At 65.5% G+C, this 15,076-nt stretch carries 13 protein-coding genes and 1 tRNA gene; 10 read left to right on the top strand and 4 right to left on the bottom strand.

The window, feature by feature from the left end; genetic code table 11:
• Window positions 1-113: 113 nt before the first annotated feature.
• The 9 genes from eno (at window position 114) to IEX33_RS11700 (ending at window position 9,568) form a co-directional block, all read left to right on the top strand.
• Window positions 114-1,394, top strand: a complete 1,281-nt coding sequence (gene eno / locus IEX33_RS11740) for a phosphopyruvate hydratase (RefSeq protein WP_104185398.1) — start codon at window positions 114-116, stop codon at window positions 1,392-1,394.
• 140 nt (window positions 1,395-1,534) lie between these two features.
• Entirely contained in the window at window positions 1,535-2,221 is a 687-nt protein-coding gene (locus IEX33_RS11735) for an FtsB family cell division protein (RefSeq protein WP_188730386.1), read from the top strand.
• Window positions 2,222-2,249: 28 nt separating this feature from the next.
• Window positions 2,250-2,921, top strand: a complete 672-nt coding sequence (locus tag IEX33_RS11730; RefSeq protein ID WP_188730384.1) for a DUF501 domain-containing protein — start codon at window positions 2,250-2,252, stop codon at window positions 2,919-2,921.
• The gene (locus IEX33_RS11725) at window positions 2,918-3,865 is read left to right on the top strand and encodes a Ppx/GppA phosphatase family protein (RefSeq protein WP_188730382.1); all 948 of its coding nucleotides are present in this window, start codon (window positions 2,918-2,920) and stop codon (window positions 3,863-3,865) included. The genes IEX33_RS11730 and IEX33_RS11725 overlap by 4 nt, the downstream gene beginning before the upstream one ends.
• Window positions 3,866-3,869: 4 nt before the next feature.
• Window positions 3,870-5,267 (top strand): S8 family serine peptidase, encoded by a 1,398-nt coding sequence (locus IEX33_RS11720; RefSeq protein ID WP_188730380.1) that lies wholly within the window; start codon window positions 3,870-3,872, stop codon window positions 5,265-5,267.
• A 59-nt stretch (window positions 5,268-5,326) separates the two neighbouring features.
• Window positions 5,327-6,808 (top strand): NAD(P)/FAD-dependent oxidoreductase, encoded by a 1,482-nt coding sequence (locus IEX33_RS11715; protein ID WP_188730379.1) that lies wholly within the window; start codon window positions 5,327-5,329, stop codon window positions 6,806-6,808.
• 156 nt (window positions 6,809-6,964) lie between these two features.
• Window positions 6,965-7,909, top strand: a complete 945-nt coding sequence (locus IEX33_RS11710) for an N-acetyltransferase (protein WP_188730376.1) — start codon at window positions 6,965-6,967, stop codon at window positions 7,907-7,909.
• Window positions 7,910-7,929: 20 nt separating this feature from the next.
• Window positions 7,930-8,003: transfer RNA gene (locus IEX33_RS11705), tRNA-Leu, on the top strand.
• A 209-nt stretch (window positions 8,004-8,212) separates the two neighbouring features.
• Window positions 8,213-9,568, top strand: coding sequence for an ABC transporter substrate-binding protein (locus IEX33_RS11700; protein WP_188730375.1), 1,356 nt, complete (start codon window positions 8,213-8,215; stop codon window positions 9,566-9,568).
• A gap of 70 nt (window positions 9,569-9,638) precedes the next feature.
• Here IEX33_RS11700 and IEX33_RS11695 read toward each other — a convergent pair whose 3' ends face one another.
• From IEX33_RS11695 to IEX33_RS11680, 4 genes are read right to left on the bottom strand one after another with little or no spacing between them, the layout of a single operon-like run.
• Window positions 9,639-10,412, bottom strand: a complete 774-nt coding sequence (locus tag IEX33_RS11695) for an ABC transporter ATP-binding protein (protein ID WP_188730373.1) — start codon at window positions 10,410-10,412, stop codon at window positions 9,639-9,641.
• A complete protein-coding gene (locus tag IEX33_RS11690; RefSeq protein ID WP_188730371.1) occupies window positions 10,409-11,500 on the bottom strand; it encodes an ABC transporter ATP-binding protein in 1,092 nt (363 codons plus the stop codon). The genes IEX33_RS11695 and IEX33_RS11690 overlap by 4 nt, the downstream gene beginning before the upstream one ends.
• On the bottom strand, window positions 11,497-12,465 hold the full coding sequence (locus IEX33_RS11685; RefSeq protein ID WP_188730369.1) for a branched-chain amino acid ABC transporter permease: 969 nt from the start codon (window positions 12,463-12,465) through the stop codon (window positions 11,497-11,499). The genes IEX33_RS11690 and IEX33_RS11685 overlap by 4 nt, the downstream gene beginning before the upstream one ends.
• A 9-nt stretch (window positions 12,466-12,474) precedes the next feature.
• On the bottom strand, window positions 12,475-13,770 hold the full coding sequence (locus IEX33_RS11680) for a branched-chain amino acid ABC transporter permease (protein WP_238340449.1): 1,296 nt from the start codon (window positions 13,768-13,770) through the stop codon (window positions 12,475-12,477).
• Window positions 13,771-14,117: 347 nt separating this feature from the next.
• On the opposite strand from IEX33_RS11680, the gene IEX33_RS11675 reads away from it, so the two are divergent.
• Window positions 14,118-15,017, top strand: a complete 900-nt coding sequence (locus tag IEX33_RS11675) for a Bax inhibitor-1/YccA family protein (RefSeq protein WP_188730367.1) — start codon at window positions 14,118-14,120, stop codon at window positions 15,015-15,017.
• Window positions 15,018-15,076 lie beyond the last annotated feature (59 nt).

The raw sequence follows: 15,076 nt of genomic DNA, 5'->3' as shown, positions 1-15,076 counted from the left end.
GGCGCTGGATAGGTTTCCGTAACCCGGACCACTCTCGACTACGCTGGTCTCTGACGAGTACGTCGAGTCTTTCTGTTAGATCCCCCCGTTAATCGCCCATAAGGAGCAAATTCATGGCGCTTATCGATGCCATCCACGCCCGCGAGATCCTCGATTCCCGTGGCAACCCGACCGTAGAAGTTGAGGTCCTGCTCTCCGACGGCCAGATCGGCCGCGCAGCAGTTCCCTCCGGTGCCTCCACCGGCGAGCACGAGGCCGTTGAACTGCGCGACGGCGACAAGGGCCGTTACCTCGGCAAGGGTGTGCAGAAGGCCGTTGACGCGATCATCGACCAGATCGCCCCGGCCCTGACCGGCTTCGACGCCACCGACCAGCGCAGCATCGACCAGGCCATGCTGGACCTGGACGGCACCCCGAACAAGGGCAAGCTGGGCGCCAACGCCATCCTGGGCGTGTCCCTGGCCGTTGCCAACGCAGCCGCCGCGTCCGCCGACCTGCCGCTGTACAAGTACCTCGGCGGCCCGAACGCCCACGTGCTGCCCGTCCCGCTGATGAACATCCTCAACGGTGGCAGCCACGCCGATTCCGACGTCGACATCCAGGAATTCATGGTTGTCCCGCTGGGTGCCGAGACCTTCTCCGAGGGCCTCCGCTGGGGCGTTGAGGTCTACCACGCCCTCAAGTCCGTCCTCAAGGAAAAGGGCCTCGCCACCGGCCTGGGCGATGAAGGCGGCTTCGCGCCGAACCTGCCGTCCAACCGTGCGGCACTGGACCTCATCCAGGAAGCCATCAAGAACGCCGGCTACACCCCGGGCAAGGACATTGCCCTGGCATTGGACGTTGCCTCCTCCGAGTTCTTCACCGACGGTGCGTACCAGTTCGAAGGCAAGTCCCTGACCTCGGCCGAGATGAGCGCCTACTACGCCGAGCTCGTGGCCGACTACCCGCTGGTGTCCATCGAGGACCCACTGGACGAGAACGACTGGGACGGCTGGAAGACCCTCACCGATTCCATCGGCGACAAGGTCCAGCTCGTTGGCGACGACCTGTTCGTCACCAACCCCTCCATCCTGCAGCGCGGCATCGATACCAAGACCGCCAACTCGCTGCTGGTCAAGGTCAACCAGATCGGCTCGTTGACCGAGACGCTGGACGCCGTCAGCCTGGCCCAGCGTGCCGGCTACACCACCATCACCTCGCACCGCTCCGGCGAAACCGAGGACACCACCATCGCCGACATCTCGGTGGCCACCAACGCCGGCCAGATCAAGACCGGCGCTCCGGCCCGCTCCGAGCGCGTCGCCAAGTACAACCAGCTGCTGCGCATCGAAGAGGAACTCGACGACGCCGCACGCTACGCCGGCCGCGCTGCCTTCCCGCGTTTCAAGGGCTAGTAGCCGCGTAAAACAATCAGCGGTGGCTATGGTTGAAAGACCATAGCCACCGTTGCTGTTTGAGCAGCACGTGTCATAGCAGTACGTGTTCCAGCCCCGATAGTGGCGGCCCCAGGCAGGCTGCGCGTTTCAGGAGTATCATGGCTACCCGCCGTCCCAAAGTCCCCAAGGTTGCCCCAGCCCGTTCCGCACAGGAAGCTTCCGGCGACGCGGACGTCATCCGCGCAGACTTCGGCCCGGGCAAGGACATCAGTTCCGGCGGGACACCACGGGAATCCGCCGGTGCGCGGTCCGCCGCATCACCGGCAGGACGCCGGGAGCCGCACGGCCGCAAGGACGCCGGGCAGGCAACCCGCCGCAAGGGGAGCAGCGCCACCTCGGGCACGGCACAACGTGCCGGCACCGGAGCCGCAGACGAAACAGCAGAAGACCAGCAGCCCGTTCCGGCCAAGGCGTTCTCCGGACGGATGCTCGCACTGGCCGTGGTGATGGTTGCCATCACCATCATGCTCGCGCCCACAGTCAAGATCTTTTTCGACAAAAAGGCTGAGATCGACGCGCTGAACGCCGACATCGCCGCCCGCCAGGCCGAGGGCGACGCCCTCCGGCAGCAGGTCTCGCGCTGGCAGGACCCCAACTACGTGAAACAGCAGGCACGCGACCGCATTAACATGGTTATGCCGGGAGAAACCGGCTACTGGGTTTTCGGCAGCGACCTGCCGGCCGGAGAAACCAGCAGCCAGCCCGGTGCAGCAGCACAAGACCCCGCCGATCTGCCGTGGGTGGATTCCCTGTGGGAGTCCATCACGCGCGCGGCTACAGACTGAACCGCAACAGGAAGGACGGCCCGCCACAGTGGAACACAACACGGCAGCCGCCCGGGACGAATCCCGCCAGCCATCAGCACACGACCTTGAAGTACTGAGCCGCCAGCTGGGACGGCCGGTCCGTGACGTGGTGGAGATTCCTGCACGCTGCATCTGCGGCAATCCGCTGGTGGCCGCCACCGCTCCGCGCCTCAGCAACGGAACACCGTTCCCCACCACGTTCTACCTGACGCATCCGGTCATCACCTCAGCGGTCTCGCGGCTCGAAGCCGCGGGCGTCATGAACGAGATGAATGACCAGCTGGCCGCCGACGACGACTTGTCTGCTGCCTACCGCTCGGCCCACGACGCCTACCTGGAAGCCCGCAACGCCATCGGCGAACGCTCGGGGATCGGGCCCGTCCCGGAGATCGACGGCATCTCTGCCGGAGGCATGCCCACCCGCGTCAAATGCCTGCATGTCCTGGTGGGCCATTCGCTGGCCGCCGGCCCGGGGGTCAACCCCCTGGGGGACGAAAGCCTGGACCGGATCAAGGAATGGTGGACCGCTGACAGGTGCTACTGCGAGGGAGCCTGGGACACCTCCGGTGAAGCCCCCTCGCGGGACCTCAGCCGCCATGGACCCCAGGGCCTGCCGGACATCGTCGGCCGGCCCGCTCCCATCCGGAAATCCGCAGCCACGGCGGAGGCCCCGGAATGACGCGCGTTGCAGCCATCGACTGCGGCACCAACTCCATCCGCCTCCTGATCGCAGACATCGAACGCAGCAACGGGACCACCGCACTCCATGACGTGGTGCGTGAGATGCGCGTGGTCCGGCTGGGCCAGGGAGTGGACGCCACAGGGGAACTCGCGCCGGAGGCCCTGGAGCGCACCTTCGCCGCCACCGCGGATTATGTGCGGCTGATCCGGGACCATGGGGCAACTAAGGTCCGCTTCGTGGCAACCTCCGCCAGCCGGGATGCACGGAACAGGCACGTTTTCGTGGACGGAATCCGGAACCTGCTGGGCGTGGAACCGGAGGTGATTTCCGGCGACGAGGAAGCAGCCCTGTCCTTTGCCGGCGCCAGCAGCGTCCTCCCCATCCTGGATGGCCAGGAAGTGCTGGTGGTGGACCTGGGCGGCGGCAGCACCGAATTCGTGCTGGGCACGGCCAGCGGGGTCACGGCCGCAAAGTCCGTGGACATCGGATGCGTCCGCCTTACCGAACGGCACCTCCGGGACGATCCGCCCACTGCCCAGCAGATAGCAGCCGCGGAAGCCGACGTCGACGCAGCCATCACCCGCGCCGGCCAGGACGTTCCGCTGGAACGCGCCACCGCCGTCGTCGGTGTTGCCGGCTCCATCACCACCATTACCGCGCATGCGCTCGGACTGGCCGAATACTCGCCCGACGCGATTCACGGCGCCGAACTGCCCCTGGACACTGTCCGTGCCGCCTCGACGGGCCTCTTGGAAATGCCCCGGTCCCGGCGGGCCGCCCTGCCCTACATGCACCCCGGACGGGTGGACGTCATCGGCGCCGGCGGGCTCGTGTGGCGGCGCATCCTTGAACACATGGGTGAGCTCACCGGCGGCCGCATCACCACCGCCACCGCCAGCGAGCACGACATTCTCGACGGCATCGCCCTGAGCATCGGCTGACCGGATGTACCCCGCTCTTCTCCGGACGGCCCGCCTGCCCCGCGCCGCAGCCTCAGCCCTCCTGGCACTGGTCCTTGCGGCGTCCTGCCTGGGCTTCGGCCTCTACTCCGCGCCCGCCGCGCAGGCGGACGAGTGGCGGGACAAACAGTACTGGCTTGCCGAGTCCGGCATCACCAAGGCCTGGGAGGTCTCCAAGGGAGCGGGCGTCAAGGTGGCCGTCATCGACAGCGGTGTGGACGCGGAGCACCCGGACCTGTTGGGCGCAGTGGCCGGGGGCTATGACGCGTCCGGTGCGGGCCGGCCGGACGGACAACAGGGCGTGGGCATCAAGCCGGAACACGGCACCCTCGTGGCCACCATGCTGGCAGGACGCGGCCACCAGCCGGCCAGCCCCAGCCCGAGTCCCAGCGCCAGCCCCACAACTGCCCCCTCCAATCCGGCGCCCGACGGCATCGTGGGTGTTGCCCCGGAAGCCCAGATCCTCTCCGTCTCCACCTGGCTGGGTTCAGCCAATCCCTCGGGCAAGAGCGACCAGGACCAGATCCCCGAAGCCGTCCGCTGGGCTGTGGACAACGGCGCCAGGGTCATCAACATTTCATTGGGCAGCACCACTCCGCAGTGGCCGCAAAGCTGGGACGCGGCGTTCCTCTACGCGGAGCAGAAGGATGTGGTCATCGTTGCCGCTGCCGGAAACCGGGTGGGCGGCAATATCCAGGTGGGGGCTCCGGCCACCATCCCAGGGGTCCTCACCGTTGCAGGGCTGGACCGGCAAGGTGCAGCAAGCGTTGACGCGTCCTCGCAAGGCATCAGCATCGGCGTGGCCGCTCCGGCAGAAAACCTGCTGGGCGGCCTTCCGGGCGGCGGCTACGCCGAATGGGCCGGAACTTCCGGCAGCGCTCCGATCGTTTCCGGCGTGGCTGCGCTCATCCGCTCCAAGTGGCCGTCCATGAGCGCGGAACAGGTGATCAACCGCATCGTTTCCACCGCCAAGGATGCCGGTGCCCCCGGCAAGGACCCGCTGTACGGCTTTGGCGTGCTGAACGCCGAAGCAGCCCTGAAGGACACGGTCCCGGAGGCTGCCGGCAACCCGCTGGGCTCCATCGCGGAATGGATCCGGGTACACCGCAGGGGAAACCTCGCCACTCCCGCCCCGCTCCCCACCACGGACGTACCCAGCGCCGTCCCCACGCTGCCCGAAGCAACGGTGCCCGCAGCGGAGCCGCCGTCCCAGCGCGACAGCGCCATTGGCGCCTCCGTCGTCATCGGCTTTGGTGTGCTGTTCGTCGCCATTGTCGGGGCAGCAGCGGTCCAGCTGCGGCGGGCCGCCAGGAACCCTGCACTCCCCGGGGAGGACGCTGAGACCGGTGCCACGGAGACGGTGGAAACCGGCCCTAAAACGTAGCGTGCGGGCCTCCCAGCCAGTTAGTGAAGATTTTCACAAACTGTTGTATCCTTAAACCCATGGCAACCACCCCAGAGCTCCAGGACCGTCCCAGGGTACTCGTCGTCGGCGGCGGGTACGTCGGCCTGTACGTAGCACTCAAACTGCAGAAGAAGATCGCGAATGCCGGTGGCATCGTCACCCTCGTGGATCCACTGCCCTACATGACGTACCAGCCCTTCCTCCCCGAGGTAGCAGGCGGCAACATCGAGGCCCGCCACGCCGTGGTATCCCACCGCCAGCACCTCAAGCAGACCGAACTGATCCAGGGCCGCGTCACCTCGATCGACCACGCCAACCGGACGGCCGTCGTGGCGCCCGCTGACGGCGGCGCTCACTTTGAGGTTCCCTACTTCGACGTCGTGATGGCCGCAGGTGCCATCACCCGCACCTTCCCCATCAAGGGACTCGCGGACAAGGGCATCGGCCTGAAGACCATCGAGGAAGCCGTTGCGCTGCGCAACAAGGTCCTCGAGCGCATCGAGGTCGCCTCCACCATGACCGATCCTGCCGCCCGTGCACGTGCCCTCACCTTCGTGGTGGTGGGCGGCGGCTTCGCCGGCATCGAGTGCATCACCGAAATGGAAGACCTCGCCCGGGCCGCCGTCCGGAACAACCCGCGCATCAAGCAGGAGGAAGTCCGCTTCGTCCTGGTGGAGGCCATGGGCCGGATCATGCCGGAAGTTACCGCAAAGCAGGCGGAATGGGTTGTGGAGCACCTCCGCAGCCGCGGCATTGAGGTCCTCCTCAACACGTCCCTGGACAACGCCGAGGGCAGCCTGAAGCTCATCAACCTTCCGGACAAGACCCCCGCGCAGGAGTTCGAAACGGACACCCTCGTGTGGACCGCCGGCGTGCAGGCCAACCCCATGGTCCGCTCCACCGACTTCCCGCTGGAGCCGCGTGGCCGCGTCCGCGTCCTGCCGGACCTCCGGGTTGCCGGCGACGAAGGCATCATCGACAACGCCTGGGCAGCCGGCGACGTCGCCGCGGTGCCCGACCTGACCGGGAAGGGCCTCCCGGACGGCACCTGCGTCCCCAACGCCCAGCACGCGCTGCGCCAGGCCAAGCGCCTCGCCAAGAACCTGTGGGCCTCCCGCTGGGACAAGCCGCTGAAGGACTACAAGCACAAGAACCTGGGTGCTGTGGCCGGCTTCGGCCAGTGGAAGGGCGTTGCCAACATCAACCTGGTGGGCAGCATCGGACTCAAGGGTGCACTCGCCTGGCTGGCACACCGCGGCTACCACGGCATGGCGATGCCTACCTTCGAGCGCAAGTTCCGCGTGATCTTCAACTGGATCATCAGCTTCTTCACCGGCCGCGACACCACACAGCTGATGGACCTGGACAACCCCCGCGGTGCTTTCGTAGCAGCAGCCACCCCGGCCCCCAAGCCGGCTGCCGCTCCGGCGCCGGCCCCGGTGGGCAGCGGTTCCGGTTCCTCTGCGATGTCCCCGGCCACTGCTGAGGCCAAGGAAACGGTCTCGGCGAAGGCCAAGTAAAGGGCTGTACCGCCCCTGCGCTGCAATATACGACGGCGGCTGTCCCCTCTGCGGGGCGGCCGCCGTTTGCGTTCCCAGGCGTGTGCATCTTCAGCAGGGTGGCTTCCTGTTGCGGCGCTCCGGCCGAGGCCGACCGGCGCCTTCTAGACTGGCACCATGACTGGCGAAAAGAACCTCGAGGTGCTGCTGGCCGCGATGCATCCGGTGCAGCGCGGCGGCGAGTACGTCTATGCCATGTGGCCTGACGGAAGGCCGCTGGTGCCGGGCGTCGAGGCGGCGGTCCGCGAAGCCGAAGGCCTGACGGTGGTGCTGCCCCGGGCGGTGGCTGACAGGGAAGGCCTTGCCTATGACTTCGTGGGCGCCTGGATCACCCTGGAGGTCCACTCCGCACTGGAGGCGGTGGGCCTGACGGCCGGCGTCAGCAAGGCGCTTGCCGAGGCCAGGATCAGCTGCAACGTGCTCGCCGGATTCCACCACGACCATCTGCTGGTTCCCGTCGCTGACGCGCCCCGGGCACTGGAGGTCCTGGCCGGGCTGTCGGCAGACAGCAGGCAGCTGCCGCGGCCCGAGTTGCTGGTTCGCAGCGAGGCGCCGGAGGACCGCAAGGCCATCCTGGCCGTGACGGCCGGCGCCTTCGCGGTCTCCCCGGCCACCGGCCTGAAGGTGGAGGGCGAACCTGTGGAGGTGAGAGTGCTCCGCGGTCTCTTCGGGTCCAAGGACTACCTGCCCGAATTCAGCGTGGTGGCTGTCCTGGACGGCGAAGTGGTGGGCCACGTCATCAGTACCCGCGGCTGGGTGGGCGGCCATGGACTGCTGGGGCTGGGTCCCCTGGGCGTCACGCCCAGGCACCAGCGGCACGGTATCGGGTCAGCGCTGATGAAGGAGACCATTCAGCGGGCAAACGCGGCGGGGGAGAGCGGCATTGCCCTCCTGGGCAGCCCCGGCTACTACTCGCGTTTTGGTTTTGTGCCTGCCACTTCGCTGGGGGTACTTCCACCTGACGATGCCTGGGGCGACTACTTCCAACTGCTGCCCCTGGCCCTCTGGCCCGGCGGCGTCCACGGCACATTCCGGTATGCCGAACCCTTCGCACTCGCCTGACGGGATACCATTGACCGGGCGCCCCAGTAGCCCAATTGGCAGAGGCAGCGGACTTAAAATCCGCGTGTTGTGGGTTCGAGTCCCACCTGGGGTACTAAGCATCGTGAACAAGGCCAGGATCGGAAGCCGTCCGCACAGCGGGCGGCTTCTTCCATTTAATTCCACATATGCAACTACTGTTATAAGGATGTGACCTCAGTCACTTATCTTCGGCTCCGATTTGCATTAGCTTGAAGCTAAATCAGGAACACCTGATTTTTCGCGTCAAAGGCCGTTCGCACCTTTAGATCGAGGAGCTCGTAAATGACTTTATTCCCCCAGGCGGGAACCCGTGTTGCCAAGCTGACAGCGCTTGGCATCGGCGTCGCCTTTATGGCAACGGCTTGCGGCGGTTCGTCCACACCCACGGCAACCGAATCCTCTGCCACCGCAGAAGCGGCAGGAATTGCTTGCCCAGCAACCGAGGGCAGTGGAGGCGCTGCCGCCAGCCAGCCTGCGGAGACCCCCTCGGTGCCGCCGTCAACCGGCTCGACTGAAACGCCGCTGCGGATTGGTTCGCTCCTTCCCACCACCGGTTCCCTGGCATTCCTCGGCCCGCCCGAAATCGCCGGCGTCAACCTTGGCATCGACGAAGTCAACAAGGCGGGCGGCGTCCTGGGCAAGCCGGTCGAAGTGATCCACCGCGACTCCGGTGACACGAAGACGGACATTGCCACCCAGTCCACGTCCGCGTTGCTGGGCCAGGGGGTCAGTGCCATCATCGGTGCGGCGTCCTCAGGCGTTTCCAAGACGGTCATCAACCAGATCACCGGCGCCGGCGTCATCCAGTTCTCACCCGCCAACACGTCCCCGGACTTCACCACCTGGGACGACAATGGCCTGTACTGGCGTACAGCACCCTCCGATGTCCTGCAGGGCAAGGTGCTCGGCAACTACATGGCCACCTGCGGCGCGCAGACCGTGGGCATGATCGTCCTGAATGACGCGTACGGTACCGGCCTTGCGTCCAACATCAAGTCGGCCTTTGAGGCGGCCGGCGGCCAGGTTGTGGCGGAGGAACTTTTCAACGAGGGCGACAGCCAGTTCAGCAGCCAGGTGGACAAGGTCATTGCTGCCCAGCCGGATGCCATTGCGCTGATCACCTTTGACCAGGCGAAGAGCATCGTTCCGCTGATGACCGGCAAGGGGGTAAAGCCCACCCAAATGTTCCTGGTGGACGGCAACACCTCCGATTACAGCAAGGACTTCCAGCCGGGCACCCTGAAGGGCGCACGCGGCACGATCCCGGGCACGTTTGCGCAGGACGAGTTCAAGAAGAAGCTGCTGGCCATCGACCCGGCACTCAAGGACTACAGCTACGCCGGCGAGTCCTACGACGCCGTGAACCTCATCGCGCTGGCCGCAGAGGCGGCACAGAGCACCAAGGGCGTGGACATCGCGGCCAAGCTCAAGGAAGTCTCTGAGGGCGGCGAGAAGTGCACGTCCTACGCTGCCTGCGTCACGTTGATCAGGGAAGGCAAGGATGCGGACTACGACGGCCAGTCCGGCCCCGTGACCTTCTCCGACGCCGGTGACCCGACCGAGGCCTACATTGGCATCTACGAGTACCAGGATGACAACAAGTACACCGCAGTGAAGGAAGAGTTCGGCCAGCTGTAACCGCCGTACCTGAACCACAAGGGAAGCCCCCGTCCAGCCGGACGGGGGCTTCCTTGTGTTTGCCCTGGCTTTACTCGGCGGTGTCGGCCAGGGTGCCCAGGTAGAGCTGGATGACCTTGGGGTCCTTCATCAGTTCACGCCCCGTGCCGGTGTACGCGTCCCGTCCCTGGTCCAGGACGTAGGCGCGGTCACAGATCTGCAGGCAGCGGCGGGCGTTCTGCTCCACCATGATGACGGAGACGCCCGCACGGTTGATTTCGTGGACGCGCAGGAAGGTCTCATCCTGCTTGACGGGGGAGAGGCCGGCGGACGGCTCGTCGAGGAGCAGTACGGCAGGGTCCATCATCAGCGCCCGGCCCATGGCCACCATCTGGCGTTCGCCGCCGGAGAGCGAGCCGGCGCGCTGCGCGCGCCGCTTGCCCAGTTCCGGGAACAGGCCGGCCACGAAATCGAACCGTTCGGCGAAGTCCTTGGGCCGCTGGAACATGCCCATCTGCAGGTTTTCCTCGATGGTCAGCGTGGCGAAGACGTTGTTCGTTTGCGGGACGAAACCCACTCCCCGGGACACCAGCTTGTTCGCTTTCAGTCCGGTGATGTCCTGGCCGCGGACCACCACCGTCCCGGAATGGACTTTGACCAAACCGAACATGGCCTTCAGGAGGGTCGACTTACCGGCACCGTTGGGGCCGATGATGCCGATCAGCTCGCCCTTGCGGGCTTCGATGCTGCAGCCATTGAGGATGTTCACTCCCGGCAGGTAGCCCGCCACGAGGTCGGTGACCTTGACCACCGAGCCATCGTCGGTGACTGGCTGTGCGGCCGGTGCCGCGCTGGTGCTGCTCATTGCCTGTCCTTGTCTGTGGTGCCTGTGTCCGTGCTTCCGTGGCGGCCATGCGGGCTCTCGCCCTGGTGCCGGCCGCCGCTCCGGCGTTCCGGTTCCGCTTCTCCCGCCACAACGTCCAGCGAGATGATTCCGGCGTTCTCGGTTCCCACAATCGATTCCTCGTCCGCCACGAGTTCGGCCGCGAGCTCCTTCAGGCCCTCGGAATCTCCCAGGTCGACGTCGTGGTGGGCGCCGAGGTAGGCGTCGATGACCGCAGGGTTCTTCATGACCTCGCCCGGCGGGCCTTCCGCCACCACCTTGCCTTCAGCCATGACCACCACCCAGTCGGCAATATGCCGGACCATGTGCATGTCGTGCTCGACGAACAGCACCGTCATGCCCTCGGCCTTAAGGTTTTTGATGTGGTCAAGGAGGGACTGGGTCAACGCGGGGTTGACGCCTGCCATGGGTTCGTCCAGCATGACCAGTTTGGGCCGGACCATCAGGGACCGGGCCATCTCCAGGAGCTTGCGCTGGCCCCCTGAGAGGGACGCCGCATAGTCGTCCTTTTTGGCGTCAAGCTTGAACTTTTCCAGCAGGACGTTGGCCTCGTCGGTGATCTGTTTTTCCCGGCCGCCCCACATGCCCTTGAAGAGCGCTTTGGACAGCCGCTCGCCGGGCTGGTTTGATGCGCCGAGGCGCATGTTTTCCATGACGGTCAGCTTGCCCATGACCTTGGTGAGCTGGAAGGTGCGCACCATTCCCATCCGCGCCACCTTGTAGGGGGACACGCCTGCGAGGCTCTTGCCTTCGAACTGCCACTTGCCCGTGTTCGGTGTGTCAAAACCGGTCAGCAGGTTGAAGAGGGTGGTCTTCCCTGCGCCGTTGGGGCCGATCAGTGCCGTGATTTTGTGCCGGGGGATCTCGAGGTACTCCACGTCCACGGCGTTGATGCCGCCGAAGCTGCGCGTCACGTTCTCCGCCACGACGATAGGGTCGCGCTTCTTGCAGCCGGGTACTGCTTCGCCCGCTGCTATGGGCCGGGTGTCGGTCATGTAGTCCACGCCAACCTCGCCTGGGGTTGCGGGTACTTCGCTGTGCATGCTCATGCGAACGCCAGCTCCTTCTTGTTTCCAAAGACGCCCTGGGGCCTGAAGATCATCAGCAGCATCAGGGCGACGCCAACCAGGATGTAGCGCAGCTGCCCGGCCTGAACCGTATTCAGCCACGTGATGGCTCCTGACTCGATCAGGCCGTACAGGATGCCCTGGGTCAGGGACAGGACAACCCAGAAGATCATGGCGCCGATGACCGGACCAAGCACGGTGCCCAGGCCGCCGAGCAGGAGGCAGGTATACAGGAAGAACGTCAGCTCCGTACCGTAGTTGGCCGGCTGCACCGCTCCACGCGGAAGCGTGAAGATCATGCCGGCGAGTGCTCCGAGAACGCCGCCGATAATGAGGGCCTGCATCTTGTAGGCGTAAACGTTCTTTCCCAGGGACCGGACGGCGTTCTCATCCTCGCGGATGCCTTTGAGGACACGCCCCCACGGGCTGCGCATCAGCAGCCATACCAGGGTGCAGCAGAGGGCGACCAGCGCCCAGCCCACCACGCGGATGAAGAAATCGCGGTTGTTCATGCCGAAGTAGGAGCCTTCAGGGAAGGGGTTCATGCTGTAGAACCCGCCCTCGAAGGCTGCCAGGCCGTTTGCCGATCCCGTCACGGACGTGAGCTGGTTGGTGGTCACGATGTAGCGGACAATTTCCGCTGCGGCGATGGTCACGATGGCCAGGTAGTCCGCGCGGAGCCGCAGGGTGGGTATACCCAGCAGCAGGGCGAAGACGGCAGAGGCAAGGATGGCGATCAGGAGCCCTACGAAGAAGGGGACACCAAAGGTGAGGGTGGAGATGGCGAAGCCGTAGGCCCCCACCGCCATGAAGCCGGCCTGCCCGAAGTTCAGCAGGCCGGAGTAGCCGAAGTGCACGGCCAGGCCAAGCGCGGCCAAGGCGTACGCCGCCGTGGTCGGGCTGAAAATTTCACTGGCAGCGCTGGAAAGAATGAATCCAAAGTCCACGGCTGTCTCCTAACCCACGCGCTCGCGCCGGCCCAGGATTCCCTGGGGCCGAAACAGAAGGACAACGATCATGATGAAGAGGGCGCCCACGTACTTCAGGTCCGCGGCGAGGCCGAACACGGTGGTCAGCTCCACGAAGATGCCCACGATGATGGAACCGATCAGGGCGCCGAAGACTGTGCCAAGGCCGCCCAGGGTAACGCCGGCGAAGATGAGCAGCAGGATGGCGGAGCCCATGTCGAACGTTACGCCGGGACGGTAGTAGGCCCACAGGATGCCGCCGAGGGAGGCCAGCATGCCGCCCGTGATCCACACAATCCGGATGACGGAGTCAACGTCGATGCCCGAGGCCGCCGCAAGGGCCGGGTTGTCGGCTACCGCGCGGGTGGCCTTGCCCAGCCTGGTCTTCAGCAGCACGATGCCGATCAGGGCGATCACCACGGCGCTGATGCCCAGGGACCAGAGGTTGTTCGGTGAGATGGAGACAGGTCCCAGCTGGATTTCGGGGCTCTGCGCGTACGGCAGCTGCTGTGTGGCGCCCCCGAAATAGAACTGGATGACGTAGCGGACTGCCAGTGCCAGGCCGATGCTGACGATCATCATGGGGACGAGCCCGGTGCCGCGGCGGCGCAGCGGCCGCCACAGCCCTCTGTCCTGGGCGTACCCGAAGAGGCCGCCGCCGAGCAGTGCCAGCAGGATGGCGAGCCAGAAGGGAAGGCCCAGGGCGTTGAAGGCAAACACCAGGACCGCGCCCAGCGTCACCATCTCGCCATGGGCGAAATTGGTGAGCCCGGTGGTGCCGAAGATCAGGGACAGCCCTACCGAGGCCAACGCCAGGAGGAGGCCGAAGCTCAGTCCTGCGACGAGCCGGTTCAGCAGGTTTTGCCCGAAGTCCTGCTGCTGCACCACGATGCCTTCGCCGAACGCGAAGATGACCGAGAGGTTCGAGGTCTGGCTGAAGGTGACGTCGCGGGGGTTTTCCTGGCCCTCAGCCAGGGCGATTCCCTCAGGCAGGGTGGACTCGTCCAACTCCACGGTGTAGGTGCCTTGTTCGGGCACCCCGATGTTCCAGGCTCCGTTCGCGGAGGACGTGGCCGTGCCGGTGAAGTCATCCTTCGTGGCAGTGATGGTCACGCCCGCCAAGGGTGCGCGGCTGTCATCACGAAGGAATCCGCTGATGTTGTTTTGGAAGGTCTGGTTCGACGGGGATGGTGTCGGAGACGGGGAAGTGGCCTGGGAAGCCGGTGCTGCCACGAGGAGGATTGCCAGGATGGAAGCGCTGATGGCTCCCAGTAATCTCAGCAACCCTCGCCGTGCGCCGGCCGGCGGGCCTTGGGGTGTACTTCTCAATTGGTAAACCTCCACTTGGGGGCGGTCTCGGCTGCGCCATTGCAGCCGTTGCGAACGGATGCAGGGGTAGGATGGTGCCATCAGGCCGGCCCCGCCACATATGTGAGTTCCGTCACCCTGCTTGGCTTATGCTACAGCGCGGAAGTACCGGTAAATGCCGAGGTCCAGGCGCCGATGGTAGCGATCGGATAACAACTCCAGGCTCCTGTTTCCACCGGGGAACTATTGCGGGTGCAATTACGTGAGAATTGGTAGCGTAAACCTTAAGGTTCACAACACATCCCATATGGAGGAATCCCGCAATGGCACTTGGCGGCAACCCGATCTTCAACGGAAAGAGCTTCCGTGGAGCCACCCAGGCACCGCCTGTTCCGCAGGCTCCCTACGGACACCAGCCCTACGGCCAGCAGCCGTATGGCCAGGCACCTTACGGTCAGGCCCCGTACGGCCAGCAGGCTTACGGTCAGCCCCAGAACATGACTGACGAGCAGCTGCGGCAGATGTACAACCAGCCCGCTGCAGGTCCCGCTGACACAGGCCGGATGACCTACGACGACGTCATCGTCAAGACTGCCGCCTGCCTCGGCGTGCTGCTCGTTGGTGCCGGCGTGACAATGTTTGTCGGCCTGGGGCTCGCCTCCATGCTGATGATCGTCGGTGCGCTGGGCGGCTTTGTGCTGGCGCTCGTGAACACGTTCAAGAAGCAGCCGTCGCCGGCGCTGATTCTTGCCTACGCAGGCCTCGAGGGCCTCTTCCTCGGTGGCCTCACCCGCGTTCTGGACACCATGTACCCGGGCGTAGGGCTTCAGGCCGTGATTGGCACGCTGTCCGTCTTCACCGTGACGCTGCTCCTGTTCAAGAGCGGCAAGGTACGCGCCACCCCCAAGGCCATGAAGTTCTTCATGATCGCTTTGGTCGGCTATGCGCTCTTCTCCGTCGTGAACCTTGTCATGATGCTGACCGGCCTGACCTCGGAACCCTTCGGGCTGCGCAGCGGCATCATCGGTGTTGTCATCGGCATCCTTGCAATCGGCCTGGCCGCATTCTCCCTGGTTATGGACTTCACCAGCATTGAGGCGGGCGTCCAGAGCGGCGCCCCGCAGCGCTTCTCCTGGACGGCAGCCTTTGGCCTGACGGTGACGCTGGTATGGCTCTACGTGGAAATCATCCGCCTGCTGGCCATCCTGCGCGGGGACGAATAACCCCCACGCCGGCTCCCGCCGTCGGACCTTTTTAACAACTAAGGGCCCCACCTCGCGGT

The sequence above is a fragment of the Pseudarthrobacter scleromae genome (assembly GCF_014644515.1).
Classification (GTDB): Bacteria; Actinomycetota; Actinomycetes; order Actinomycetales; family Micrococcaceae; genus Arthrobacter; species Arthrobacter scleromae.
The sequence above is the reverse complement of the archived record's forward strand: the minus strand, read 5'-3'. Positions and strand labels throughout refer to the sequence as shown.